The organism is Halomonas sp. H5 (assembly GCF_050613175.1).
Classification (GTDB): domain Bacteria; phylum Pseudomonadota; class Gammaproteobacteria; order Pseudomonadales; family Halomonadaceae; genus Bisbaumannia; species Bisbaumannia salifodinae.
In genome coordinates this window covers 3741680-3767821 of the sequence record NZ_CP192510.1, presented here as the reverse complement: position 1 = coordinate 3767821, position 26142 = coordinate 3741680, and the positions used below count along the sequence as shown (strand labels likewise).

Below are 26142 nucleotides of genomic sequence, written 5' to 3'. Positions count from 1 at the left end.
TGGGCCCATTCGTCAACGATCCCGACAGAGCCCATCGATTTCATGACCAAGACACGCGTTCTTACCGGTATCACCACCACCGGCACGCCCCACCTCGGCAACTATGTGGGGGCCATCCGCCCGGCCATCGCGGCGAGCCAGGACCCCAACGTCCAGTCCTACTACTTCCTCGCCGACTTCCATGCCCTGATCAAGTGTCAGGATCCCAAGCGGGTGCAGGAGTCACGGCGGGAGATCGCCGCCACCTGGCTGGCCCTGGGCCTGGATACCGATAACGCCATCTTCTATCGCCAGTCGGATATTCCCGAGATTCCCGAGCTGACCTGGATGCTCTCCTGCGTCTGCGCCAAGGGGCTGATGAACCGCGCCCACGCCTACAAGGCGGCGGTGGCCGAGAACGAGGAGGCCGGTAACCAGGATCCGGACAAGGGCATCACCATGGGCCTGTTCGGCTATCCGGTGCTGATGGCCGCGGACATCCTGATGTTCAACGCCAACAAGGTGCCGGTGGGTCGCGACCAGATCCAGCATATCGAGATGGCCCGGGACATGGCCGGGCGCTTCAACCACCTCTTCAAGGGCAACTTCTTTACCCTCCCCGAAGCGGTGGTGGACGACAAGGTGGCGGTGCTCAATGGCCTGGACGGCCGCAAGATGTCCAAGAGCTACAACAACACCATCCCGCTGTTCGTCGCCGAGAAGAAGCTGCTCAAGCTGGTGCGCAAGATCAAGACCAACTCCCTGGAGCCCGGCGAGCCCAAGGATCCGGACGCCTGCACCCTGTTCCAGATCTACTCCGCCTTCGCCAGCGCCGAGGAGGCCGAGGCGATGCGCCAGGAGTATGCCAATGGCATCGGCTGGGGCGACGCCAAGAACCGCCTCTTCGAGTACCTCAACGAGCAGCTTCGCGAGCCCCGGGAGCGCTATCAGGCGCTGATGGAGGATCCCGGCTATATCGAGTCGGTGCTGATGAAGGGCGCCGAGCGGGCCCGGGGCGAGGCGGCGCCCACCATGGATCGCCTGCGTCAGGCGATGGGGCTGGGACGCTTTATCTAAGGCTTTTGCCAGGGCCTCGCCTCGAGAGACGGCCCCGTCGGCCCACCCGGCGGGGCCTGTCTATTGGAAGAAGTTATTTCACGGTCCGGCGGGAGGCGGGTAGCCTAGTCGTTAGGCTGTTAATTTTATCGGAGTCGATCATGCAAGACACGACCGCGCCGCGCGTTTCCCGCCCCCTGGTGGGAGGCGCCCTGGCGCTATTGGCGTTGGCCATCCTGACTATCTTCGCGACACAGGGGGAGCGACTGGGGCTGCTGATGCTGGTGGGCGGTGCTCTGGGCATGGTGCTCTATCATGCCGCCTTCGGCTTCACCGCTGCCTGGCGGGTCTTTATCACCGAACGCCGCGGCCGCGGGCTGCGTGCCCAGATGGTGATGCTGGCCATCGCCGTGGTGCTCTTCTTCCCGGCCCTGGTCGACGGTAGCCTGTTTGGCAACCCGGTCTCCGGGTATGTAGCGCCCATCGGCGTCTCGGTGCTGGTGGGCGCCTTTATCTTCGGTATCGGCATGCAGCTGGGCGGTGGCTGCGCTTCCGGGACCCTCTTTACCGTGGGCGGCGGCAATGCCCGTATGCTGGTCACCCTGTTCTTCTTTATCGTCGGCTCGCTGATCGGCACCGCCCACTTCACCTGGTGGCAGGGCTTGCCCGCCTTCCGCCCCACCTCCCTGGTGGAGCTGGGGGCGGCAAGTGGTATCGCCGTCAGCCTGGCGCTGTTCGCCGCCATCGCCGCCCTGACCGTGGTGATGGAGCGGCGGCGCTACGGTCAACTGGAGCGGGTGCCACGTGTCGATGCCGGTAACGGTCGCTGGCTGACCGGCCCCTGGCCGTTGCTGGCCGGTGCCGTGGCCCTGGCGCTGCTCAACTTCGCGACCCTGGCCCTGGCCGGGCGTCCCTGGGGCGTCACCTCCGCCTTCGCCCTCTGGGGCGCCAAGGGCTTCGAGTTCCTCGGTGGCGACGTCTCCGCCTGGGGCTACTGGCGGTCGCCGGGCAATGCGGTGGCGCTTGAGGCCAGTGTGTGGGGCGATATCACCACGGTGATGAACGTTGGGGTGATGCTGGGGGCCCTGGCGGCGGCCAGCCTGGCTGGGCGTTTCGCCCCCAGCTTGCGGATTCCCGCCCGCTCCCTGGTGGCGGCGGTCATCGGCGGCCTGCTACTGGGCTACGGCGCCCGGCTCGCCTTCGGCTGCAATATTGGGGCGTATTTCGGTGGCATCGCCTCCGGCAGCCTGCACGGCTGGCTATGGCTGGTGGCGGCCTTCGCCGGCAATATGCTCGGTGTGCGTTTGCGCCCCTTCTTCTTCGACGGTGAGGCGGGGCGGCAACCGACGGCTAAGGGTTGCTAAGCTTTGTCTGAAAAGTCGGCGAGCAATGGCCAGACAAGGCAAAAATCGGCGAAAATACGGTGCAAATGAGCACTTTTAGCCGATTTTTAACGCCGTATGGGCGAGCGAAGACAGTTTTCAAACAAAGTGTAGGGTGCTATCGGAGCGCGCTTTATTCGACAGCGGTATCGTTTCGGGTAGCCGCGATTTCACCCACTCGCGCCCCCGGCCCGGGTGGGTGATTTTGTATACGGACATGCTAAGCTCGCAGCCAGCAGAGAAGGCGCCGGCAGAGCGCCCAACGGCCCACGACCCCATACAGAACAGCGCGAGACGAGAGATGAACGATACCAAGCGTCCCCTCTATGTACCCTATGCCGGCCCTTCGCTTCTGGAAATGCCGCTGCTCAACAAGGGCAGTGCCTTCACCCTCCAGGAGCGCATCGCCTTCAATCTGGTGGGGCTCCTGCCGCAGAACGTGGAGTCCATCGAGGAGCAGGCGGAGCGGGCCTACCGCCAGTACCAGCAGTGCCAGACCAACCTGGACCGGCATATCTATTTGCGCGCCATCCAGGACGATAACGAGACCCTCTTCTTCCGGCTGCTGGAGGAGCACCTGGAGGAGATGCTGCCGATCATCTATACCCCCACGGTTGGCGAGGCCTGCGAAGAATTTTCCAATATCTATCGCAACCACCGGGGGCTCTTTATCGGCTACCCGGATCGCGAGCATATGGACGACATGCTGCGCAGCGCCACCAAGGACAACGTCAAGGTGATCGTGGTCACCGATGGCGAGCGTATCCTGGGCCTCGGCGATCAGGGCATCGGTGGCATGGGCATCCCCATCGGCAAGCTCTCCCTCTACACCGCCTGTGGCGGCATCAGCCCCGCCTATACCCTGCCCATCACCCTGGACGTGGGCACCAACAACCAGCAGCTCCTCGACGACCCCATGTACATGGGCTGGCGCCATCCGCGGGTCTCCCAGGCCGAGTACGACGCCTTTATCGCCGACTTTATCGCCGCGGTGAAACGCCGCTGGCCCAAGGTGCTGCTGCAGTTCGAGGACTTCGCCCAGACCAATGCCATGCCGCTGCTGGAGCGCTATCGCGACGAGCTGTGCTGCTTCAACGACGATATCCAGGGCACCGCCGCGGTCTGCGTGGGGACCCTGCTGGCCGCCTGCAAGGCCAAGGGCGAGAAGGTCAGCGAGCAACGGGTCGCCTTCGTGGGCGCCGGCTCCGCCGGCTGCGGCATCGCCGAGCAGATCGTGCTGGCCATGCAGAGCGAGGGCCTCGCCGAGGCCGAGGCCCGGGCGCGGATCTTCATGGTGGATCGCCACGGCCTGCTGACCCAGGACATGAGCGGGCTGCACGACTTCCAGGCGCGTCTGGCCCACGATGCCGCCGATTTCGCCGATACCAGCCTGCTGGGGGTGATCACTCAGGCCAGGCCCACGGTGCTGATCGGGGTCTCCGGCCAGCGCGGCCTCTTTACCCGGGAGGTGATCGAGGCGCTGCACGCCGGCTGCGCGCAGCCCCTGGTGATGCCGCTCTCCAACCCCACCTCCAAGGTGGAGGCGACCCCCGAGGAGGTGCTGACCTGGACGAAGGGGCAGGCCCTGGTGGCCACCGGCAGCCCCTTCGCGCCGGTAGAACTCGAGGGGCAGACCTACCCCATCGCTCAGTGCAATAACGCTTATATTTTCCCCGGCATCGGCCTGGGGGCGATCGCCGTCGGGGCCAGCCGAATCACTGACGGCATGCTGATGGCCGCCTCCAATGCCCTGGCCAAGAGCGCCCCCATGGTCAAGGAGGGCAAGGGCGCCCTGCTGCCGTCCCTGTCGGAGATCCGCGAGGTCAGCCTGGCCATCGCCTTCGACGTGGCCAAGCAGGCCCAGGCCGAAGGCGTGGCGCTGCGCAGCGATGACGACACCCTGAAGGCGGCCATCGAGGCCAACTTCTGGTACCCCCGCTATCGCGAGTACCGCCGCCGGGCCTTCTAAGGGTGGCGACAGCGCAATGCAGCCGGCCCCGCCATTTGGCGGGGCCGGCTGCGTTATGGGGGCCGGTTCGGTCTCGGGGCTTAGCCCTGAGAAAGGGCGGCCACCACCTCGTCGACCTGCAGGCGCAGGCTCTGCAGGCCGCCGCCGGAGAGGTACCATAGGGCCGGGGAGAGCACGGCGACACGGGTCGCCTCGGCGCCCGCCGCGGCCAACTCCGCCTCCAGCCCGGCCGGCACCAGGGGGGCGTCGCCGATAGCGGCGCTGCGATCGATGATCAGCAGGATTTCGGGGGCCAGTTCCGCCACGGCGTCGTGGGACAGCGGCGTGAAGACGCGCTCACCACGGGCCTCGCCGGCTAGCCCAGCGGCCCCGGCCGGCTGGGTCAGCCCCAGCACCTGGTGTACCACCGGATGGTTGTTGAGCATCAGGTTGCCGCCGTTATGGGTGGCGACCAGCACCTCGGGGGCGCCGTCCAGGGCCTGCCGGGCCGCCTCGATATGGGCGCGCAGCTCCGCCAGGGCCGGCCCGGCATCGGCCTCCAGGCGTTCGGCCAGTCGGCGGGCGTTGGCTTCCACCGCGGCCAGGTAGTCGTCGCCGGCGAGGGAGGCGTCCTGGACCTCGGCCAGGGCCTCGAACTCCTCCCGCCAGTCGTTCTGGCGCCCGGTGATCACGATCAGCGAGGGATCGAGCCCGGCCAGGGCATCCAGGTCGGGGGAACGCAGGCCGCCGAGATCCGCATAGGCGTCGCCCTCGAAGGCCGCGAGGTAGCTCGGCAGGGACTGCTTGGGCACCCCGGCGACCCGGGATTCCAGGGCCAGGGCATCGAGGGTGTCGAGGCTGCCCAGATCGAAGACGGCGAGCCGCTCCGGGGCCTCGGCGTGGGCGGTGGTGCCGGCCAGGGTCAGCAGGGCGGCGGCCAGGGTAAGACGAGCCTTCATCGGCGCTCCTTTAATCGAGAATAGATCACAGGGGAAAACCCCTATCACTATTCCAGATTCGAGGGTGCCTGTCGGCCGAGGAATCTCGAACGGGGTGTTGCGCAAGGCGGCCCGGAATGGGCCGCCGGGAGGGAGGTGACAAGCCTGTCAGGCCGAGCCTATTCAGGCCGAACCGAGTCAGGCCGAACCGAGTCAGGCCGAACCGAGTCAGGCCGAACCGAGTCAGGCCGACCCGATCATCTTGCGCAGCACATAGTGGAGGATGCCGCCGTGGCGGTAGTACTCCAGCTCGTTGGCGGTATCGATACGGCACAGCGCCTCGATGCGCTTCTCGCCCTTGTCGGAGGCGATGGTCACCCTGACCCTGCCGCCCGGGCTCAGCTCGCCGAGCCCCTCGATGGAGATCCGCTCGTCGCCGGTCAGGCCCAGGCTCTTGCGGTTCTCGCCCTCGGGAAACTGCAGCGGTACCACCCCCATACCGATCAGGTTGGAGCGGTGGATGCGCTCGAAGGACTCCGCCAGCACCGCGCGCACGCCGAGCAGCCGGGTGCCCTTGGCGGCCCAGTCGCGGCTCGAGCCGGTGCCGTACTCCTTGCCGGCGATCACCACCAGCGGCGTGCCCTCCTGCTGGTATTTCATGGCGGCGTCATAGATCGCCATCTGCTCGCCGCTGGGCACATGGCGGGTCTCGCCGCCCACCACGCCGTCGAGCATCTCGTTTCTGATGCGCACATTGGCGAAGGTGCCGCGCATCATGATCTCGTGGTTGCCGCGCCGCGAGCCATAGGAGTTGAAGTCCACCGGCTGGACCCCGCGCTCCTGCAGGTAGCGCCCGGCGGGGCTGTCGGGCTTGATGGCCCCGGCCGGCGAGATATGGTCGGTGGTCACCGAGTCGCCCAGCAGGGCCAGGATATGCGCCCCCTCGACGTCCTCGATGGCCTCGGGGGTGCGTCCCATGCCTTCGAAGAAGGGCGGATGCTGGATATAGGTGGAGTCCGTCGACCACTGGTAGACCCGGCTCTCGGGCACCTCGATGGCCCGCCAGGCGTCGTCGCCATCGAACACCTCGGCGTACTCCTTGTGGAACATCGCGGTGTTGACCTTGGCCACGGCCTCGGCGATCTCCGCCTGGCTGGGCCATAGGTCCTTGAGATAGATCGGCTTCCCATCCTTGCCGGTGCCCAGCGGATCCCGGCTGAGGTCGAGGCGCATATTGCCGGCCAGGGCATAGGCCACCACCAGGGGCGGCGAGGCGAGCCAGTTGGTCTTGACCAGCGGATGTACCCGGCCCTCGAAGTTGCGGTTGCCGGAGAGCACCGAGGCCACCGCCAGGTCGCCGGCCTGGATGGCCTCCTCGATGGGTTCCGCCAGGGGGCCGGAGTTGCCGATGCAGGTGGTGCAGCCGTAACCCACCAAGTGGAAGCCCAGGGCCTCCAGGTCCTCGCTGAAGCCGCCGGCCTCGAGGTAATCGGTGACCACCTTGGAGCCCGGCGCCAGGGAGGTCTTCACCCAGGGCTGGGTGGTCAGGCCCTTCTCCCGGGCCTTCCGCGCCAGCAGGCCGGCGGCCATCATCACGCTGGGATTGGAGGTGTTGGTGCAGGAGGTGATGGCGGCGATCACCACGGCGCCGGGGTGGAGCTTGAACGCCTCGCCATCCAGGTCGACGGCCTGGCTGTCGTGGTGCTCGTAGCTGTCCTCGATACCCACCGCGGTCTGGCCGCCTTCCGAGGCGAGATTGCCGTTCTCGTTGGAGGTGTCGGCGGGGGCCTCGATCGGGGCCTTGCCATCGTCGCGCATGAAACGCGCGAAGGCCGCGGGCACCTCGGGCAGGACGACGCGATCCTGGGGCCGCTTGGGCCCGGCCAGGCTGGCCTCCACCTCGCCCATGTCCAGGTGCAGGGTGTCGCTGAAGATCGGCTCGTCGCCAGGCTCCCGCCATAGCCCCTGGGCCTTGCAGTAGGCCTCCACCAGGGCCAGCTGGGCGTCGTCGCGGCCGGTCAGGCGCAGGTAGTGGAGGGTCTCCTCGTCCACCGGGAAGAAGCCGCAGGTGGCGCCATACTCCGGGGCCATATTGGCGATGGTGGCGCGGTCGGCCAGGGGCAAATCCTTGAGGCCGTCGCCGTAGAACTCCACGAACTTGCCCACCACGCCGTGGCTGCGCAGCATCTCGGTGACCGTCAGCACCAGGTCGGTGGCGGTGATGCCTTCCTTGAGCCTGCCGGTGAGCTTGAAGCCGATCACCTCGGGGATCAGCATCGAGACCGGCTGGCCGAGCATGGCCGCCTCGGCCTCGATGCCGCCCACGCCCCAGCCCAGCACGCCCAGGCCGTTGATCATGGTGGTATGGGAGTCGGTGCCCACCAGGGTGTCGGGATAGGCCAGGGTCTTGCCGTTCTCCTGCTTGGTCCACACCGTCCTGCCCAGGTACTCCAGGTTGACCTGGTGGCAGATGCCGGTGCCCGGCGGCACCACGCGGAAGTTGTCGAAGGCCTGCTGGCCCCAGCGCAGGAACTCGTAGCGCTCGTGGTTGCGCTCCATCTCGATGGCCACGTTGTCCTTGAAGGCGGTGGGGTTGCCGAACTTGTCCACCATCACCGAGTGGTCGATGACCAGGTCCACCGGTGACAGCGGGTTGATGCGAGAGGGCTCCTCGCCGAGGGCCTCTACCGCGGCGCGCATGGAGGCCAGGTCCACCACCCCGGGCACGCCGGTGAAGTCCTGCATCAGTACCCGGGCCGGGCGGTAGCCGATCTCGCGATCGGAGCGGCCCTGGCGCTGCCAGTCGACCAGGGCCTGCATGTCGTCCGCCGAGACGCTGTCGTCATCGGCGAAGCGCAACTGGTTCTCCAGGAGGATCTTCAGGGTCTTGGGCAGGCGATCGATATCGCCCAGTGCTTCGGCGGCCTTGGGCAGGCTGTAGTAGTGATAGGTGATGCCATCGGCGTCCAGGGTCTGCCGGTAGTTCGGCGTGGTCGTGTTCATGCGCTCCTCCTTGTCGAGGGGGTCGAGCATCCATGAGTATCACATGGGCATAACGGAAGACGTCTTCAAGGCGAGGGGCGGCTAGACTTGAAGGCAATGCGCATCGCCCCCATCTTTTCACTCGCCCGGCGGTGCGCGGGGAGCCTGGCATGCATGAAGAAATGCTGAATTCTCTGGCCGTGCACTGTCCCTACTGTAGCACCGCCTTCGACCTGCTGGTGGATGCCAGTCAGGGCAGTCACCAGACCTGGGAAGATTGCCCGCGCTGTTGCGCGCCGATCCAGGTTCGGGTGGAGGTCGCCGCCGCCGATGGGGAGTCGGTGGAGGTGACCCTGGGCCGGGACGACGAGGTCGTCTAGGCGATGTCCGAAAGCGGGCTGCGCTCGCCGAGGTGTCGGACGACGCCGAGTCGTCATGGCGTCGTCATCGGTCGCAGATAGGGTCCGGCTATATGTCCTATTGGGCTTATTAAATTGCCATATGGGGGGCACCCCCCTTAGTCTAGTCCCCGTTCGAGTTCACGACAGCAACACCCACTCTCGTTAAGGAGATTTGCATGAGCGTACTGGTTGGTCGTCAAGCCCCTGATTTCGAAGCGGCAGCCGTTCTGGATAGCGGTGAGATCGTCGAGAACTTCAAGCTCTCCGACAGCAACGGCAAGCTCCGCGTCCTGTTCTTCTGGCCGCTGGACTTCACCTTCGTGTGCCCGTCCGAAATCATCGCCCACGACAACCGTCTGGCCGCTTTCCGTGACCTGGGCGTCGAGGTGATCGGTGTCTCCATCGACTCCCAGTTCACCCACTACGCCTGGCGCAAGACCTCTCCGGAGGCCGGCGGCATCGGCGAAGTCGGCTTCCCCATCGTGGCCGACGTCAAGCACGACATCGCTCAGGCCTACGGCATCGAGCATCCGGAAGCCGGCGTTGCCCTGCGCGCCTCCTTCCTGATCGACGAAGATGGCGTCGTCCAGCACCAGGTGGTCAACAACCTGCCGCTGGGCCGCAACGTCGACGAGATGGTGCGCATGGTCAAGGCCCTCAAGCACCACCAGACCCACGGCGAAGTCTGCCCGGCTGGCTGGGAAGAGGGTAAAGAAGGTATGCAGGCCGACGCCGAAGGCGTCGCCAAGTACCTGGGCGCTAACGCAGAAGCCCTGTAAGCGACCCCGATGTGAGGAGGCGGCCTGCGGGCCGCCTCTTTACGTTCTGGGCGGTGTTACAATGCTGCCGGTGTTGTGGTCTGTGCCCTGTCAGGACCCAGACCAGAGCATCCCGCCTTTGATGAAGCGACGAGGTTTCCGATGAGCGAAGTACGCCATGAACGCCTGATCATTCTCGGTTCCGGCCCGGCCGGCTATACCGCTGCCGTCTATGCGGCCCGTGCCAACCTCAAGCCGCTGCTGATCACCGGCATCCAGGCGGGGGGGCAGCTGACCACCACCACCGACGTGGACAACTGGCCCGGCGATGAGAACGGCGTCCAGGGACCGGAACTGATGGAGCGCATGAAGCGTCATGCCGAGCGCTTCGATACCGAGGTGCTGTTCGATCATATCAACGAGGTGAGCCTGGGCGAGCGCCCCTTTACCCTCAAGGGCGACAGCGGCACCTACAGCTGCGATGCCCTGATCATCGCCACCGGCGCCAGCGCCCGCTACCTGGGGCTCGAATCCGAGCAGAAGTTCATGGGCCAGGGGGTCTCCGCCTGCGCCACCTGCGACGGCTTCTTCTACCGTAACCAGGAAGTGGTGGTGGTGGGCGGTGGCAACACCGCCGTGGAGGAGGCGCTCTACCTCTCCAATATCGCCGCCAAGGTGACCCTGGTGCACCGCCGCGATAGCCTGCGCGCCGAGAAGATCCTCCAGGACAAGCTGTTCGAGAAGGCCGAGAACGGCAATATCGTGCTGGAGTGGAACCACACCCTGGACGAGGTGCTGGGCGACAACAGCGGCGTGACCGGGGTGCGTATCCGGTCCACCCTGGATGGCAGCACCAGGGAGATCCAGGCGCCGGGGCTCTTTATCGCCATCGGCCATAGCCCCAACACCGGCATCTTCGAGGGGCAACTGGAGATGAACAACGGCTATATCCAGGTCAAGTCGGGCCTCGGCGGCAATGCCACCGCCACCAGCGTGCCCGGCGTCTTCGCCGCCGGCGACGTCATGGACCATGTCTACCGCCAGGCGGTCACCTCCGCCGGCACCGGTTGCATGGCCGCCCTCGACGCCGAGCGCTATCTCGACGGGCAGTGATCGGGCTGCGCCCGCAGCTTGAAGCCGGAAGAAAAATCGCCCCCATGGCAAGGCCATGGGGGCGATTAACATTAGGCTGGCTTCCAGCTTCCGCGAAGCGGCTAGCGGCGAATAGTGCGGCGGCACTTCGCCCTCGGCGGAATAACTGCCGTTCTCCTGGCCTGGAGTACACCCTGTTGCGCGACGCGGCTACTAATTAGTAGTGCGGCGGCACCTCGTCCGCGGGGGAATAGCCGCCGCCCTCCTGCTCCTGCAGGGTGCGGTGCTGCTCGCGTAGCCGGGCCTGCATCAGCTGGCTCAGGCGCTCCAGCTGGTCCAGCCGGTGCTCCTTGTCGGCCACCGCCCCATCCAGGGTTTCCAGCCAGTGCTCCTGGTAGGCGATGCGGCTTTCCAGGGCCTCCAGGCGTGCCTCCAGCCGGGCGAGCGGGCCTGGATTTGACGTGCTAGAATCGCTCGGGTCTGTCTCGTCATGCATAGCGGCACCTTCCATCGTGGTTGTTACCGAACACCGCTTCTCGTCGCCGCCGTGCTGGCGCTTTTACTGTCTTCATAACAAGAGAAGTCGAGGTCCATGAATCAAAAGGTATTACTTCGTTGTAGCCTGATCAGCCTGCTGCTCGCCACTCCGGCCCCGCTGCTGGTGGCCGTGTTGGTGGCCCAGGCCAATGCCGAGCTGGCGGCTCTGCTCGGCGAGCTGCTCGCCTCCGGCGAGGTGGCGGCCACCTACCTGGCGGCGGCCGCCGCGGTCTTCCTCTCGCTGTTGGTGGCCACCCTGGCGGTCAACCTGCTGACGCCCCGGCTGGCGACCCTGGCCGAGGTGGAGGCCGACGATCGCGAGATCGGCGAGGTGAAATGGTTTAACGTCAACAAAGGGTATGGCTTTATCACCCGCGACAACGGCCAGGATGTCTTCGTGCATTTCCGGGCCATCCGCGGCAAGGGGCACCGTACCCTGGCCGAGGGCCAGAAAGTGCGTTACCAGGTGATCGAGAATGAGCGGGGGCTGCAGGCTGACGATGTCACCGTGATTACTTGAATCGAAGCGCCTGGCCATCGCTCGGCGCGTTTTATCTGGCACCCTTCCCAGGGTCTCGAACACAATGCCCCGCCTCGGCGGGGCATTGTCGTATCCGGGGTAGGGCATCGCTCACTGGCCGGAGTCGGGCCAGTGGAAGACCTCCCCCTCCTGGCCGGGGCGCACCCGCCAGAAGCGATCCGGGTCGTCGCCGGGCTGCCAACCGCCCAGGGAGCAGCGCACCTCGCAGCCGAGGGCGTCGGCGGCCTCCCGGGCGCAGGCGCGGTCATCCGCCCAGGGGGTGGCGGGGCTGTCGAACCACAGGCTGGCGAAGCCGTCGGCGGCCTTTTCCACCAGCAGCACCGGCACGCAGTCGCCCTGACAACGCCCCCGGGTGCGCCACTTGCCACGACCCGCGGGGGCCAGGGGCGGGGCATCCAGGCGTTCACCCAGCCAGGCGTCGAGGCGTTCGCGGTCGGGCTCGGCCAGGTAGATCTCGATATCTGGATAGTGTTCCATGATCGCCTCAGGCGTTGATAAAGAGGCGCTCGAAGATCGCCTCGTAGATTTCGCTCAGGTTATCCAGCGGATAATGATCCATGGGTGCCTCAGGCATTGACGAAGAGACGTTCGAGGATCGCCTCGTAGATCTGACTCAGGGTATCCAGGTCGGCGGCGCGAATGCGCTCGTTGACCTGGTGGATGGTGGCATTCAGGGGCCCCAGCTCCACCACCTGGGTTCCCAGGGTGGCGATAAAGCGGCCGTCCGAGGTACCGCCGGCGGTGGAGAGCTCGGGGCGCCGCCCCAGCACCGCCTCGACGCCATCCACCGCGGCCTCCACCAGTTCGCCCTCGGCGGTGAGGAAGGGTTCACCGTTGAGGGTCCAGTCGATATGGAAGTCGAGGCCCTGGGCGGCGAGGATCGCCTCGGTGCGCTCACGCAACTGCTCGTGGGTCACTTCGGTGGAGTAGCGGAAGTTGAACACCACCTCCAGCTCGCCGGGGATCACGTTGGTGGCACCGGTGCCGGAACGGATATTGGAGATCTGGAAGCTGGTGGCCGGGAAGAAGGCGTTGCCGTCGTCCCAGTGCTCCCTGGCCAGGACATCCAGGGCCGGCGCCGCTTCGTGGATGGGGTTGCGAGCCAGGTGGGGGTAGGCCACATGGCCCTGCTTGCCCTTGATATGCAGCACGCCGCCCAGGGAGCCGCGACGCCCGTTCTTGATCACGTCGGCGAGCTCCTCGGTGGAGGAGGGTTCGCCGACGATGCAGTAGTCGAGGCGCTCGTGGGCCTCGCGCAGGTGGGCCACCACGGCTCGGGTGCCGTCGACGGCGGGGCCTTCCTCGTCGGAGGTGATCAGGAAGGCGATCTTGCCATGGTGCTCCGGGTGGGCGGCCACGAAGCGCTCCACCGCGGTGACCATGGCCGCCAGGCTGCCCTTCATGTCGGCGGCGCCACGCCCCCAGAGCATGCCCTCCTCATCGATACAGGGCTCGAAGGGGGGGTGCTGCCAATGAATCTCCGGGCCGCTGGGCACCACATCGGTATGGCCGGCGAAGGCCAGCACCGGACCGTGGTGGCCGCGCACCGCCCAGAAGTTCTCCACATCGCCGAAGGGCAGCGACTCGATATGGAAGCCGAGCCGCTCCAGGCGCTCGATCATCAGCGCCTGGCAGCCGGCGTCATCGGGGGTCACCGAGGGGCGCCGCATCAGCTCCATGGCGAGGTCGAGGGTGGGGGAGCGGTCGGCGGGGGTGGGGCTGGCGGACATGGGCATTCCTGGTCGGGAAGACGACCGGGCCCGCCGAGGCGGGCCCGGAGACGCTTAGTTGTGGGCGTGCAGCGCTTCGTTGAGGGCGATGGCACTCTTGTTGGTCAGGCACTCGATGCGGCCATTGACCGAGTTGCGACGCAGCAGCAGGTCATCCTGGCCGGCCAGCTCGCGGGCGGCCACGGTCTGGACCTCCTGGCCCTGGTCGTCGAGCACCGCCACCTTGGCGCCGGCGGTGATATAGAGGCCCGCCTCCACGGTGCAGCGATCGCCCAGGGGGATGCCGATACCGGCATTGGCGCCGATCAGGCAGCCCTCGCCCACCTTGATGACGATATTGCCGCCGCCGGAGAGGGTGCCCATGGTGGAGCAGCCGCCGCCGAGGTCGGAGCCCTTGCCGACCATGACGCCGGCGGAGATACGCCCCTCGATCATGCCGGGGCCTTCGGTGCCGGCATTGAAGTTGACGAAGCCCTCGTGCATCACGGTGGTGCCCTCGCCCAGGTAGGCGCCCAAGCGCACCCGGGCGGTGTCGGCGATGCGCACGCCGCCGGGTACCACGTAGTCGGTCATCTTGGGGAACTTGTCGACGCAGTCCACCGAGAGGGGGCGCCCCTCCAGGCGCGCCTTGAGACGGCGGGCCGGCAGCTCCTCGATATCGATGGCGCCCTCGCTGCTCCAGGCCACGTTACGCAGTAGGCCGAACATGCCGGTGAGGTCCAGGCCGTGGGGCTTGACCAGGCGATGGGAGAGTAGGTGCAGCTTGAGGTAGACCTCGGGGGCGGACTCCGGGGCGCTATCCTCGGCCAGGAACATCGCCACCAGCGGGCGAGTGCTGGCGGCGAAGGCCTCGGCCAGCTCGGCCTGGTCGGCATGACCGGCGTCGCGCAGGGCGCTGGCCAGGGCGGCGCATTGCTCGGGCAGGAAGCTCACCGCGGCCTTGCCGGCGGGGGCGTCCAGGGCCTTGGCGGCGGCCGCCACCAGGCTATCGTCGGGGTCGAGCAGGGGCGCCGGATAGTAGATCTCCAGCCAGTCGCCCTGGGTGTTCTGGGTGCCGATTCCGAGTGCAAAGCTCAGCATGGGGGGTGTCCTCTTGAAAAATAGGGGCCGAGCCGTGGCTCAGCCCGGGAGATTGTCGTAGTCGCCGTCGCGGTAGCCCACCAGAATCTCGTCGCCGGTATCCAGCAGCGGGCGCTTGAGCAGGGTGGGGTGGGCCAGCATCAGTTCCCGCGCCTTGTTGGCATCGATATCGGCCTTGTCGGCCTCATCGAGCTGGCGCCAGGTGGTGCTGCGCCTGTTGAGCAGGGTCATCACCGGCACCCGCTCGAGGAGGTGCTCGAGCAGCGGCGCCGAGAGGCCATCCTCGCGCAGGTCGTGGAATTGGTAGGGGATGCCGGCCCCGTCCATGGCCTTGCGGGCCTTGCGGCAGGTATCGCAGTTCTTGATGCCGTACAGGGTGAACATCAGCCTCTCCTCTCGATAAAGCGGCGCAGGCGCCGGGCCGCTTCCACCGTGGCCTCCACCTCGGCCACCAGGGCCAGGCGCAGGCGCCCGCTGCCGGGATTGGTGCCGTCGGCGCCGGGGCGGCCCATATAGCTGCCCGGCAGCACGCTGACGTGCTCCTCGGCGAACAGCTCGCGGGTGAAGGCCTCGTCGTCGCCGCCGGGCACCGCCGGCCACAGGTAGAAGCTGGCCTGCGGCGTGGGGAAGTCCATCACCGGGGCGAGGATCTCGGTGACCGCGGCGAACTTCTCCCGGTAGGCGTCGCGGTTGGCGCGCACATGGGTCTCGTCGTGCCAGGCGGTGATGGAGGCGTGCTGCAGGGGCAGCGACATGGCGCAGCCGTGATAGGTACGGTAGCGCTTGAAGGGGGCGATCAGCTCGGCACTGCCTGCCACGAAGCCGGAGCGCAGCCCCGGCAGGTTGGAGCGCTTGGAGAGCGAGTGGAAGACCAGGCAGCGGTGGTAGTCGTGACGTCCCAGGGCCGCGCAGGCCTCCAGCAGCCCGGGGGGCGGGGCGGCCTCGTCCAGGTAGAGCTCCGAGTAGCACTCGTCGGAGGCGATAATAAAATCGTGCTCGTCGGCGAGCGCGATCAGCTGCTTGAATTCCTCCAGCGGCGTGACCGCCCCGGTGGGGTTGCCCGGCGAGCAGAGGAAGACGATCTGGACGTCGCGCCAGGTCTCGGCGGGCACGGCCTCGAAATCGGGGCGGAAGCCGCTCGCGGCGGTGCAGTCCAGATAGAGGGGCTCGCCGCCGGCCAGCAGGGTGGCGCCTTCGTAGATCTGGTAGAAGGGGTTGGGCACCGCCACCTTGGCTGGGCGTGTGCGGTCGAGTGCCGCCTGGACGAAGGCGAAGATCGCCTCCCGGGTGCCATTCACCGGCAGCACCTGGGACTCGGCATCCAGCCCCGCCAGGGCGAAGCGACGGCTCGCCCAATCGGCGATGGCGCGACGCAGCTCGGGCAGCCCCGTGGTGGCCGGGTAGCGGGCCATCTCGTCGCGATGGGCGCTGAGGCTCTCCAGCGCCGCCGCATAGGGGGCGTGCTGCGGTTCGCCGATGGTCAGGGGAATCGGCTCGAGGCCCGCGGGGGGCGTGACGCCGGCACGCAGGGCGGCGAGCTTCTCGAAGGGGTAGGGCTGGAGGGCGTCGAGATCGGGATTCATGGGTGTCCTGGCCGCCCGGCGCGGGCGAGATATCGTTATTGGCACGGGCCCGCGGATACCGCGGCCCCGGGTGCATCTAGGCAAGCGATTATAGGGAAGCGGCCCTGGGGCCTCAAACCCGGTGCGGCTTAGACGTCCAATACTTCGATAAGGCGTGCCCGCAGCCGTTCCTGGCGCGCCGGGTCGGTCAGCGGCTCGCCGGCCTTGGTGGTGATAAAGAAGACGTCCTCGACCCGCTCGCCCAGGGTGGCGATCTTGGCCGCCGAGAGGGCGATATCCTGCTCCATGAAGATGCGCCCCACCCGGGCCAGCAGGCCGGGGCGGTCCGGTGCGACCAGTTCCAGCATGGTGCGCTCGTTGGCCAGGTCCTGCTCCAGGGCGACCCGGGTCGGCACCTGGAAGTGCTTGAGCTGGCGCGGGGTGTGGCGGGTGACGATCTGTGGGTAGTCCTCCGGGTCGTCCAGCTCCTCCACCAGATGGGCGCGGATCTCCTCCAACTGGGCGCGGTCGCGGATCGCCTGGTGCTGGTGATCCAGGACGATAAAGGTGTTGAGGGTCCAGTCGCTGCTGGAGGTGGCGATACGCGCGTCGTGGATGGAGAGGCCCAGTTGATCCATGGCGGCAGCGGTGGCGGCGAAGAGGTCGTCCGCGGAACGGGTGTGGATAAACACCTTGGTGCCCCCCTCGGCCATGTCCTCGGTGGGGGCGCTGATCAGGATCAGCGGCAGCTCCGAGCCCTCGTGGGCGAGGATGCCCTGCGTCTGCCAGACGATCTCGCTGGGCGCGTACTGCAGGAAGTACTCCTCGCCGAGGGAGTCCCATAGCTGGGCCACCCGCTGGCCGTCGGCCCCCACCGCCAGCAGCAGCGAGAAGGCCTCCTCGCGAGTCTCGCGCACCCAGTCCTCGCGGTCCGGCGGGTTCTCCAGGCCGCGGCGCAGGGCGCGCTTGGTCTCGCCGTGCAATTGGCGCAGCAGCGAGGCCCGCCAGCCGTTCCAGAGTGCCGGATTGGTGGCGCTGATATCCGCCACGGTGAGCACATAGAGGTAGTCCAGGTGGATCTCGTCGCGCACCAGGCGGGCGAAGTCGCGGATCACGTCCGGGTCGGTGATATCGCGCTTCTGGGCCACCTTGGACATCAAGAGATGGTTCTCCACCAGCCAGCTCACCAGCCGGGTGTCCCGGGGCGAGAGGCCGTGGCGCTCGCAGAAGGCCTCGGCATCCCGGGCGCCGAGGATGGAGTGGTCGCCGCCGCGGCCCTTGCCGATATCGTGGTAGAGGCCGGCGATCCACAGCAGCTCCAGCTTGGGCAGCTGGTGCACCAGCACCGAGGCCACCGGAAACTCCTCCCGGGCCTCGGGCTCGCGAAAGCGCTGGATGCACTTGAGCAGGCGCAGGGTATGGGCGTCGACGGTGTAGATATGGAAGAGGTCGTGCTGCATCAGCCCCACCGCCTGGCCGAACTCCGGCAGGTACTTGCCGAGCACCCCGTAGCGATTCATGCGCCGCAGCTGGCGCGCCACGTTGCCGGAGGAGCGCAGCAGCTCCATGAATAGGCTCTGGTGGCGCAGGTCGTCCCGGTAGAGGTCATCGATCAGGTGGCGATGGTCGCGAATCAGCCGGATGGTGTCGGCGCGTACCCCCTCGATCTCCGGGTGCTGGGCCATCAGCAGGAAGAGTTCCAGCAGCGCCGCCGGGCGATAGCGGAAGACGCCGGGGCTGCGGGCCTGGATATAGCCGCCGGTGACCTCGAAGCGGTCGTTGAGGGGGCGGGTCTCGAGGCGCTCCTCGCCGCGCAGGATCACCTCGTCGAAGTGCTGCAGCAGCATGTCGTTGAGGCCGGCCAGCGCCGTCACATGGCGGTAGTAGCGCTTCATGAACTGCTCCACCGCCAGGCGCTCCGGGGTGTCGCGGTAGCCGAACAGCTCGGCGATGGTGCGCTGGTGGTCGAACTGCAGGCGATCTTCGGCGCGTCCGGTGAGCATATGCAGGGCATAGCGCACCTGCCACAGGAAGGCCTGGCCCTGGCTGAGGATGCGCAGCTCGGCATCGTTCATGAAGCCGTTGGCCACCAGCTCCTCGTAGCCCAGGGGGCCGAAGTGACGCTTGGCGACCCAGCCGATCATCTGGATGTCCCGCAGCCCGCCCGGGGAGCTCTTGATATTGGGTTCCAGGTGATACTCGGAGTTGTTGTAGCGGTAGTGGCGAGCGATCTGCTCCTGCCACTTGGCCTCGAAGAAGCGATCCGCGGGCCATAGCCGCTCGGTGGCCAGGCGTCGGCGCATGGCCTGGCGCAGCGGCTCGGGGCCGGCCAGGGTGCGGCTCTCCAGCAGGTTGGTGATCACCGTGACATCATCGCGGGCCTCGCGCTCGCAGTCGTTCAGCGAGCGCACGCTATGGCCGATCTCCAGGCCGATATCCCAGAGGAAGGTGATAAAGGCGGTAAGCGACTCCCGGTAGGGGGCGTCGTCGTCCTCCTCCAGCAGAAACAGCAGGTCGATATCGGAGTGGGGATGCAGTTCGCCGCGACCATAGCCACCCACGGCGAGCAGGGCGATGCCCTCCTCGGGCCAGGGGTGGCGTGCCCAGGCGATGGCCAGCAACTGGTCCAGGCACCAGGCGCGGCCGCGCACCAGGTCGCGGATATCGGCGCCGCTGCGAAAGCGCTCGTCGAGGCGCGCCTGGATCGCCTTCAGCTCCGCCTTGAAGGGGGCGATGGGGGAGCGGTGGGTGGCCAGCTCGGCGGCGAAGGCCTCGCCGTCGAACAGGCCGGGGTCGGGGCGAAAGCGATGATGATGTAGCAACATGTCAGTGCTCTAGCAGTCTGTCGGGGTTGACCGATCGTGACGAGAATCACGGCTTTCGAGTCAAGTTTATCGATCGATTGAGGCGAATAGCGTGCTATTTAACGAAATGGATCGAATGAAATTGGCCGAAAGTCCGGGATTCGCAGTAGATCAGCGTTAAGTCCGACTGACTGCCAGGAAGCCGAGGTCTTCCTCGCTGCGGGCGGTGAGCACCTCGACGCCGTCGGCGGTGACCAGCAGGGTGTGCTCCCACTGGGCGGAGAGGCTGCGATCCTTGGTCACCGCGGTCCAGTTGTCGCGCAGTACCTTGGTGCGGTAGTCGCCCACGTTGATCATCGGCTCGATGGTGAAGCACATGCCCTCGGCCAGTTCGATATCGGCCTCGGGGGCGTAGCCGTCGTAGTGCAGGATCTGCGGGTCCTCGTGGAAGCCGGCGCCGATGCCGTGGCCGCAGAAGTCGCGTACCACCGAGTAACCGTTGGCCTCGGCATGCTGCTGGATTACCCGGGCCAGGGCCGACAGGCGCACCCCGGGGCGGACCAGGGCGATGCTCTTGTAGAGGCACTCCTGGGTGATGCGGCACAGCCGCTCGCCCTGGATGGTCTCGCCGACGATAAACATCTTGCTGGTGTCGCCATGGTAGCCATCGGCGGTCTTGACGGTGACATCCAGGTTCATGATGTCGCCCTTCTTGAGCTTCTTGCCGGCGTCGGGGATGCCGTGGCACACCACATGATTGATGGAGGTGCAGATCGACTTGGGGAAGCCGTGATAGTTGAGGGGCGCCGGCACCGAGCCCAGCTCGTCGACGATAAAGTCGTGGCATAGGCGGTCGAGCTCGCCGGTGGTAACGCCGGCCTGCACATGGGGGGTGATCATCTCCAGCACCAGGGCGGCCTGGCGACCGGCCTCGCGCATCTTCTCGATCTCGTCGGGCGTCTTGATGGGAACGTTCATGGAATCTCGATCATGGGGAGGGTGGCGCCCCTGGGTCACTCTCAAGGAGGTGGCCTCGGCAGAGGGGCGGCTTCATCTTGGCATCGTTCTATGGTATAAAGCCGCGCGCTTTCCTGCAATCGTCCGCCCTTGTGGCCCCCGGGCCCGGCGGCGATAATAGAGAGGGCGTGATCCAAACGCCTAAAACACACATGCACCGACACAGGGTCCCGGGTGCCGTGGCGACCAACGGTCGAGCGGTCGGATCCCTGGGGTGCATGGAGGCCTAACCCGAGTTTTCAGGAGTCTTTCATGTCTCAAGTCAATATGCGTGACCTGCTCAAGGCGGGTGCTCACTTCGGTCACCAGACCAAGTACTGGAACCCCAAGATGAGCAAGTTCATCTTCGGTGCGCGCAACAAGATCCACATCATCAACCTCGAGCACACCCTGCCGGCCCTGAACGACGCCGTGGCCGTGGTCGAGAAGATGGCTGCCGCCAACAACAAGATCATGTTCGTCGGCACCAAGCGTGCCGCCAGCAAGATCATCAAGGAAGAAGCCAACCGCGTGGGCATGCCCTTCGTGAACCACCGTTGGCTGGGCGGCATGCTGACCAACTACAAGACCATCCGCGTCTCCATCAAGCGTCTGCGCGAACTCGAAGCCATGCATGAAGATGGCACCTTCGAGAAGCTGACCAAGAAGGAAGTCCTGATGGCCACCCGCGAGCAGGAGAAGCTGGACCGCTCCATCGGTGGTATCAAGGAGATGGGTGGCCTGCCCGATGCGCTCTTCGTGATCGATGTCGACCACGAGCGTATCGCCATCAACGAAGCCAACAAGCTGGGCATCCCGGTCATCGGCGTGGTGGACACCAACTCCAACCCGGACGGTGTGGACTACGTGATCCCCGGCAACGATGACTCCATCCGCGCGATCCAGATCTACGTCCAGGCCATCGCCGGCGCCTGCGCCAAGGCGAAGGAAGGTCGTCCCGACGAGTTCGTCGAGGTCTCCGAGTCCGACGAAGTCGCCGAGTGATGCCGTACCGCCGACACTGAGTGTCATCTAAGCCTGCGACCCTGGGTCGCAGGCCGGCAGACCCCACCAGGGTCGGCGGATAAGGAGGGGGCCTGCGCCCCCTTTTTTCCCGTTCTACCTGCGGGTACGGCGGGAAATGCCCCGATTACCGACGCGAATCATTCAGAGGTTATTACCATGGCAGCTATCAGCGCCTCACAGGTCAAGGAACTGCGCGAGCGTACCGGGCTCGGCATGATGGAGTGCAAGAAGGCTCTCACCGAAGCCGGCGGCGACATCGAACTGGCCATCGAGAACCTGCGCAAGAGCTCTGGCCTCAAGGCCGCCAAGAAGGCCGACCGCACCGCCGCCGAAGGCGCCGTGGTCACCCGCGTGGCCGCCGACGGCAGCTACGGCGTGATGGTCGAGATCAACTCCGAGACCGACTTCGTGGCCCGTGACGACAACTTCAAGGCCTTCGCCGACAAGATCGTCGATGCCCTGTTCGAGTCCAAGAGCGACGACGTGGCCGCCCTGATGGGTGGTGACATGGAAGACGTTCGCCAGCAGCTGGTGCAGAAAATCGGCGAGAACATCTCCGTGCGTCGTGCCGTGCTGGTCGAGGCCGGTGAAGGCAACCGCGTGGGCGCCTATGTCCACGGCGGCCGCATCGGCGTGCTGACCGTGCTCCAGGGTGCCAGCGACGAAGCCGCCAAGGATGTCGCCATGCACGTGGCCGCCATCAACCCGGCCGTGGCGCGTCCCGAGCATATGGCTCAGGAGCAGCTCGACAAGGAAAAGGCGATCATCCTGGCCCAGCCGGACATGGCCGGCAAGCCGGAGAACATCGCCGAGAAGATGGTTCAGGGCCGCCTGAAGAAGTACCTGGCCGAGAACAGCTTGACCGAGCAGCCCTTCGTCAAGAACCCGGACCAGTCCGTGGCCGAGTTCGTCAAGGCCGCCGGCGGCGAAGTGATTGGCTTTACCCGCTACGAAGTGGGCGAGGGCATCGAGAAGGAAGAAGTCGACTTCGCCAAGGAAGTGATGGAACAGGCCAAGCGCAGCTAAGGTCTGAGTTCATCGAGACGTGTTGGCGTGCGCGCAAGCGCACGCCTTCGCGTATCCGGCCGGCGCTTTCGTCGGCCACGCGTTAACTACGCCAGGAGTCGTCCCCCTTGGTCGCCGAACGGTTGAGCTAAGGTAGACAGACTCCCCGAATGATTACTGCCGCCGCCAGGAGACCCGCCCATGACCCCAGAGATTCCCGCCACCGACCGCGCCCAGCCCGAGCGCGGTGCCAAGAGCAAGTACAAGCGCATCCTGCTCAAGCTCTCCGGTGAGGCCCTGATGGGTGAGCACGACTTCGGGATCGATCCCAAGGTGCTCGATCGCATGGCCCTGGAGATCGGCCAACTGGTGGGCATCGGTGTCCAGGTGGGGATCGTCATCGGCGGCGGTAACCTGTTCCGTGGGGCGGCCCTCCACGAGGCCGGCATGGAGCGGGTGACCGGCGATCATATGGGCATGCTGGCCACGGTGATGAACGCCCTGGCCATGCGCGATGCCCTGGAACGCTCCAATATTCGCTCCCGGGTCATGTCGGCCATTCCCATGAGTGGGGTGGTGGAGCACTATGATCGCCGCACCGCCATTCGCTACCTCACCTCCGGTGACGTGGTACTCTTCTCCGCCGGTACCGGTAACCCCTTCTTTACCACCGATTCCGCGGCCTGCCTGCGCGGTATCGAGATCGATGCCGACGTGGTGGTCAAGGCCACCAAGGTGGACGGGGTCTATGATAAGGACCCGGTGAAGCATGCCGATGCCGTCAAGTACGAGCAGCTCAACTACGATGAGGTGCTCGACCAGAAGCTTGGGGTGATGGATTTGACCGCCATCTGCCTGGTGCGGGACCATGGCATGCCGGTGCGCGTGTTCGACATGAACAAGCCCGGCGCGCTGCTGAACCTGGTGGTGGGTGGCAAGGAAGGCACGCTGATAGATAGAGGTTGAAATCGTGATCGACGACATCAAGAAAGACGCCGAAGGCCGCATGAAGAAGACCCTGGAGTCGCTCCAGGCCAACTTCCACAAGATCCGTACCGGGCGTGCCCATACCAGCATTCTCGACGCCGTGACCGTGGAGTACTACGGCTCCCAGGTGCCCCTGAACCAGGTGGCCAACGTGAATATCGAGGATGCCCGGACCCTCTCCGTGGTGCCCTGGGAGAAGCCCATGGTGCCCAAGGTGGAGAAGGCCATCCTGACCTCGGACCTTGGCCTCAACCCCTCCACCAACGGTAACGTGATTCGCGTGCCCATGCCGATGCTCACCGAGGAGACCCGCAAGGGCTATATCAAGCAGGCCCGCGGCGAGGCGGAGCAGGCGCGGGTGGCGGTACGCAATGTGCGCCGCGATGCCAATGGTGATATCAAGTCTCTGCTCAAGGAGAAGGAGATCACCGAGGACGAGCAGCATCAGGGCGAGGATGCCATCCAGAAGCTCACCGACAAGTACATCGCCGAGATCGACAAGCTGCTGGAAGCCAAGGAACACGACCTGATGCAGGTCTGAGGTGCGGCGGGCCCACCAGGCCCGCCTTTCCATCCCTCCCGTGCGAGCCCCCATGACGTCAACGCAGTCTCCCCAAACCCATCGTGGTGGTACGCCGCGCCATGTGGCGATCATCATGGATGGCAACAATCGTTGGGCCAAGGCCCGTGGCCTTTCCGGCGTTCGTGGCCACCATGCCGGCGTCGAGTCGGTGCGGGCGGTGATCCGTCGCGCCGCCGAACGCGGCGTCGAGACCCTGACCCTGTTCGCCTTCTCCAGCGAGAACTGGAAGCGTCCCCCCGCCGAGGTGAGCGCGCTGATGGAACTCTTCCTGTTGGCGCTGAAACGCGAGGTGCGCAAGCTTCACGAGCACGACATTCGCCTCTCGGTGATCGGCGAGCGCAGCGCCTTCTCGACCTCCATCCAGAAGCATGTGGCCCGGGCCGAGGCGTTGACCGCCGACAATCGCGGTCTGCATCTGGTGATCGCCGCCAACTATGGCGGACGCTGGGACATCGCCAGGGCCGCCCGGCGCCTCGCCGAGCGCGTCCAGGCCGGCGAGCTGGCGCCCGCCGAGATCGATGAGACGGCCCTGGATCGCGAGATCAGCCTGGCCGACGATGCCCCGGTGGATCTGTGCATCCGCACCAGCGGCGAGCAGCGCATCTCCAACTTCCTGCTCTGGCAGCTGGCCTATGCGGAGTTCCATTTCTCGCCACTGCTGTGGCCCGACTTCGATGCCGCCGCCTTCGACCTGGCCCTCGATGATTTCGCCCGCCGCCTGCGGCGCTTCGGCATGACCGACGAACAGATCGAGGCCCAAGGTGCTTAAGCAGCGACTGATTACCGCCCTGATCCTGGCGCCCCTGGTGCTGCTGGGGCTGTTTGGTCTCAGTGGTGGCGCCTTCGCCCTCTTCACCGCCGCCATCCTCCTGCTGGGCGTCTGGGAGTGGGTCAACCTGGCCGGCTATGAGCGCCCGGGCCAGCGCCTGCTGGGTGTCGCCGTGGCGGCGGCACTGATGGGGCTGCTGTGGCTCGGTGGTGCCGCCCAGGCCACCTGGCCGCTATGGCTGGCCGCCGTCGGCTGGCTGGCCAACCTCTACTGGGTCACCCGCTATCCCGAGCGCCAGGCCCAGTGGCAGGCCCCGCCCCGGCGCCTGGTCATGGGGCTCTGGGTGCTGCTGCCCACCTGGGTGGGCTTTATCGCCCTGCGCGACGGCGGCGCCGAATGGCTGCTCTTCGTGCTGTTGCTGGTGTGGACCGCGGATAGCGGCGCCTACTTCGCCGGTCGCGCCTATGGGCGCCGCAAGCTGGCGCCCAGCGTCAGTCCCGGCAAGTCCTGGGAAGGCGTGCTGGGCGGCCTGGTGGCCACCACCCTGCTGGCACTGGGCTTCGCCCTCTGGCTAGGGCTCTCTCCGGGGCAACTGGTGCTGCTGGTGGTGATCACCTGGCTGGTGACCGGTATCTCGGTGGTGGGCGATCTCTTCGAGAGCATGCTCAAGCGCAGCCGCGGCATCAAGGACTCCAGCGCCCTGCTGCCCGGCCATGGCGGGGTGCTCGATCGCATCGATAGCCTGACCGCCGCGGTGCCCCTCTTCGCCTTGCTGCGCCTATGGTTATGACGACTCCTCCCCAGGGCGTCACGGTGCTGGGCGCCACCGGTTCCATCGGCACCAGCACCCTGGACGTGATCGCTCGCCACCCGGAGCGTTACCGGGTGCATGCCCTCACCGCTCACCGCGACCGCCGGGGGCTCTTGACCCTCTGCCTGCGCCATCGCCCGGCGGTGGCGGTGCTGGGCGGGGAGGCGGATGCCGCCTGGCTGCGCCGGCAACTGGCCGCGGCGGGGCTGGATACCGAGGTGGCCGCCGGCGAGGCGGCGCTGTGCGAGGTGGCCGCGGCCCCCGAGGCGGCGGTGGTGATGGCGGCCATCGTCGGCGCCGCCGGCCTGCTGCCGACCCTGGCCGCGGTACGCGCCGGCAAGCGGGTACTGCTGGCCAACAAGGAGGCCCTGGTGATGTCCGGGGCCCTGTTCATGGAGGCGGTGGCGGCACACGGCGCGACCCTGCTACCCATCGACTCCGAACACAATGCCATCTTCCAGTGTCTACCGAGCGAGCACCGCGGCGGCCTGGGGCGCCACGGCGTCACCCAACTGCTGCTGACCGCCTCCGGCGGCCCCTTCCGGGGCTGGAGTACCGAGCAACTGGCCGTGGTGACCCCGGAGCAGGCCTGCGCCCACCCCAACTGGTCCATGGGGCGGAAGATCTCCGTGGACAGTGCCACCCTGATGAACAAGGGGCTGGAGCTGATCGAGGCGTGCTGGCTGTTCGATGCCGCGCCGCAACAGATTCAGGTGGTGGTGCATCCTCAGAGCGTGATCCATTCCATGGCCGCCTACAGCGACGGCTCGGTGCTGGCCCAGTTGGGCAACCCGGACATGCGCACGCCCATCGCCTATGGCCTGGCCTGGCCGGAGCGCATCGACGCCGGGGTCGAGGCGCTGGACCTCTTTCAGGTGGCGCGCCTCGACTTCGAGGCCCCGGACGAGGCGGCCTTCCCTTGCCTGCGCCTGGCGCGGCAGGCTATGGAGGCCGGTGGCACGGCGCCGGCGGTGCTCAATGCCGCCAATGAGGTGGCGGTGACCGCCTTCCTCGAGGGGCGCCTCGGCTTCACCGGGATTCCGCGCCTGGTGGCGGCGGTGCTCGACGAGCTGGAAGTGCACCCGGCCCGGACCCTGGAGGGGATCCTGGCCGAGGATACCCGGGCACGGCGCAGCGCCGAGGCCTTGCTGGCGGCATTCACCCGGGGAGGGTAA

Annotated in this window: 24 protein-coding genes; 14 read left to right on the top strand and 10 right to left on the bottom strand. The window is 66.6% G+C overall.

Annotation, left to right across the window (positions count from 1 at the left end):
- Positions 1-42 precede the first annotated feature (42 nt).
- From ACQ1W9_RS17355 to ACQ1W9_RS17345, 3 genes are all read left to right on the top strand, one after another.
- Positions 43-1056 (top strand): tryptophan--tRNA ligase, encoded by a 1014-nt coding sequence (locus ACQ1W9_RS17355; protein WP_431024468.1) that lies wholly within the window; start codon positions 43-45, stop codon positions 1054-1056.
- A 140-nt stretch (positions 1057-1196) separates the two neighbouring features.
- Positions 1197-2399 (top strand): YeeE/YedE family protein, encoded by a 1203-nt coding sequence (locus ACQ1W9_RS17350; protein WP_431024467.1) that lies wholly within the window; start codon positions 1197-1199, stop codon positions 2397-2399.
- 319 nt (positions 2400-2718) lie between these two features.
- Complete coding sequence (locus ACQ1W9_RS17345) at positions 2719-4386, top strand: NAD-dependent malic enzyme (protein ID WP_431024466.1); 1668 nt, start codon at positions 2719-2721, stop codon at positions 4384-4386.
- 80 nt (positions 4387-4466) lie between these two features.
- On the opposite strand, the gene ACQ1W9_RS17340 is transcribed toward ACQ1W9_RS17345, so the two are convergent.
- The gene (locus ACQ1W9_RS17340) at positions 4467-5324 is read right to left on the bottom strand and encodes an ABC transporter substrate-binding protein (protein WP_431024465.1); all 858 of its coding nucleotides are present in this window, start codon (positions 5322-5324) and stop codon (positions 4467-4469) included.
- Positions 5325-5546: 222 nt separating this feature from the next.
- A complete protein-coding gene (gene acnA / locus ACQ1W9_RS17335; protein ID WP_431024464.1) occupies positions 5547-8306 on the bottom strand; it encodes an aconitate hydratase AcnA in 2760 nt (919 codons plus the stop codon).
- 149 nt (positions 8307-8455) lie between these two features.
- Between acnA and ACQ1W9_RS17330 the strand changes: the two genes are divergently transcribed.
- The 3 genes from ACQ1W9_RS17330 (at position 8456) to trxB (ending at position 10557) form a co-directional block, all read left to right on the top strand.
- Entirely contained in the window at positions 8456-8665 is a 210-nt protein-coding gene (locus ACQ1W9_RS17330; protein ID WP_195860581.1) for a CPXCG motif-containing cysteine-rich protein, read from the top strand.
- A 197-nt stretch (positions 8666-8862) separates the two neighbouring features.
- Positions 8863-9465, top strand: coding sequence for a peroxiredoxin (locus ACQ1W9_RS17325; RefSeq protein ID WP_431024463.1), 603 nt, complete (start codon positions 8863-8865; stop codon positions 9463-9465).
- A 141-nt stretch (positions 9466-9606) separates the two neighbouring features.
- Positions 9607-10557, top strand: a complete 951-nt coding sequence (trxB, locus tag ACQ1W9_RS17320) for a thioredoxin-disulfide reductase (RefSeq protein ID WP_431024462.1) — start codon at positions 9607-9609, stop codon at positions 10555-10557.
- A 196-nt stretch (positions 10558-10753) separates the two neighbouring features.
- Here the strand turns inward: trxB and ACQ1W9_RS17315 are convergent, their stop codons facing one another.
- Positions 10754-11032, bottom strand: a complete 279-nt coding sequence (locus ACQ1W9_RS17315; RefSeq protein WP_431024461.1) for a SlyX family protein — start codon at positions 11030-11032, stop codon at positions 10754-10756.
- A gap of 96 nt (positions 11033-11128) precedes the next feature.
- Here ACQ1W9_RS17315 and ACQ1W9_RS17310 point away from each other — a divergent pair, with 96 nt between their 5' ends.
- Positions 11129-11593 (top strand): cold-shock protein, encoded by a 465-nt coding sequence (locus ACQ1W9_RS17310; protein WP_431024460.1) that lies wholly within the window; start codon positions 11129-11131, stop codon positions 11591-11593.
- Between the two features lie 111 nt (positions 11594-11704).
- On the opposite strand, the gene ACQ1W9_RS17305 is transcribed toward ACQ1W9_RS17310, so the two are convergent.
- The 7 genes from ACQ1W9_RS17305 to map all read right to left on the bottom strand — a co-directional run bounded on the left by ACQ1W9_RS17305 (position 11705) and on the right by map (position 19768).
- The gene (locus ACQ1W9_RS17305; RefSeq protein ID WP_431024459.1) at positions 11705-12091 is read right to left on the bottom strand and encodes a hypothetical protein; all 387 of its coding nucleotides are present in this window, start codon (positions 12089-12091) and stop codon (positions 11705-11707) included.
- A gap of 89 nt (positions 12092-12180) precedes the next feature.
- Entirely contained in the window at positions 12181-13344 is a 1164-nt protein-coding gene (gene dapE, locus ACQ1W9_RS17300; protein WP_431024458.1) for a succinyl-diaminopimelate desuccinylase, read from the bottom strand.
- Positions 13345-13398: 54 nt separating this feature from the next.
- Positions 13399-14424 carry a 2,3,4,5-tetrahydropyridine-2,6-dicarboxylate N-succinyltransferase gene (gene dapD, locus ACQ1W9_RS17295; RefSeq protein WP_346062831.1) on the bottom strand — a complete coding sequence of 342 codons (1026 nt, stop codon included), beginning with the start codon at positions 14422-14424 and terminating at the stop codon, positions 13399-13401.
- A 39-nt stretch (positions 14425-14463) separates the two neighbouring features.
- Positions 14464-14808 (bottom strand): ArsC family reductase, encoded by a 345-nt coding sequence (locus tag ACQ1W9_RS17290; protein WP_346062830.1) that lies wholly within the window; start codon positions 14806-14808, stop codon positions 14464-14466.
- The gene (gene dapC, locus ACQ1W9_RS17285; RefSeq protein ID WP_431024457.1) at positions 14808-16007 is read right to left on the bottom strand and encodes a succinyldiaminopimelate transaminase; all 1200 of its coding nucleotides are present in this window, start codon (positions 16005-16007) and stop codon (positions 14808-14810) included. Before dapC ends, ACQ1W9_RS17290 begins: the two co-directional genes overlap by 1 nt.
- A 128-nt stretch (positions 16008-16135) precedes the next feature.
- Entirely contained in the window at positions 16136-18811 is a 2676-nt protein-coding gene (locus ACQ1W9_RS17280; protein WP_431024456.1) for a [protein-PII] uridylyltransferase, read from the bottom strand.
- Positions 18812-18967: 156 nt separating this feature from the next.
- Complete coding sequence (gene map, locus ACQ1W9_RS17275) at positions 18968-19768, bottom strand: type I methionyl aminopeptidase (RefSeq protein WP_431024455.1); 801 nt, start codon at positions 19766-19768, stop codon at positions 18968-18970.
- 291 nt (positions 19769-20059) lie between these two features.
- Here map and rpsB point away from each other — a divergent pair, with 291 nt between their 5' ends.
- From rpsB to ispC, 7 genes are all read left to right on the top strand, one after another.
- A complete protein-coding gene (rpsB, locus tag ACQ1W9_RS17270) occupies positions 20060-20791 on the top strand; it encodes a 30S ribosomal protein S2 (protein ID WP_431024454.1) in 732 nt (243 codons plus the stop codon).
- A gap of 177 nt (positions 20792-20968) precedes the next feature.
- On the top strand, positions 20969-21838 hold the full coding sequence (gene tsf, locus ACQ1W9_RS17265) for a translation elongation factor Ts (protein ID WP_431024453.1): 870 nt from the start codon (positions 20969-20971) through the stop codon (positions 21836-21838).
- A gap of 180 nt (positions 21839-22018) precedes the next feature.
- Positions 22019-22783 (top strand): UMP kinase, encoded by a 765-nt coding sequence (gene pyrH, locus ACQ1W9_RS17260; RefSeq protein ID WP_346062825.1) that lies wholly within the window; start codon positions 22019-22021, stop codon positions 22781-22783.
- Positions 22784-22787: 4 nt separating this feature from the next.
- Complete coding sequence (frr, locus tag ACQ1W9_RS17255) at positions 22788-23345, top strand: ribosome recycling factor (RefSeq protein ID WP_195860595.1); 558 nt, start codon at positions 22788-22790, stop codon at positions 23343-23345.
- Between the two features lie 52 nt (positions 23346-23397).
- Complete coding sequence (gene uppS / locus ACQ1W9_RS17250; RefSeq protein WP_431024452.1) at positions 23398-24156, top strand: polyprenyl diphosphate synthase; 759 nt, start codon at positions 23398-23400, stop codon at positions 24154-24156.
- Positions 24149-24946 carry a phosphatidate cytidylyltransferase gene (locus ACQ1W9_RS17245; protein WP_431024451.1) on the top strand — a complete coding sequence of 266 codons (798 nt, stop codon included), beginning with the start codon at positions 24149-24151 and terminating at the stop codon, positions 24944-24946. Before uppS ends, ACQ1W9_RS17245 begins: the two co-directional genes overlap by 8 nt.
- Positions 24943-26142, top strand: a complete 1200-nt coding sequence (gene ispC / locus ACQ1W9_RS17240; RefSeq protein ID WP_431024450.1) for a 1-deoxy-D-xylulose-5-phosphate reductoisomerase — start codon at positions 24943-24945, stop codon at positions 26140-26142. The genes ACQ1W9_RS17245 and ispC overlap by 4 nt, the downstream gene beginning before the upstream one ends.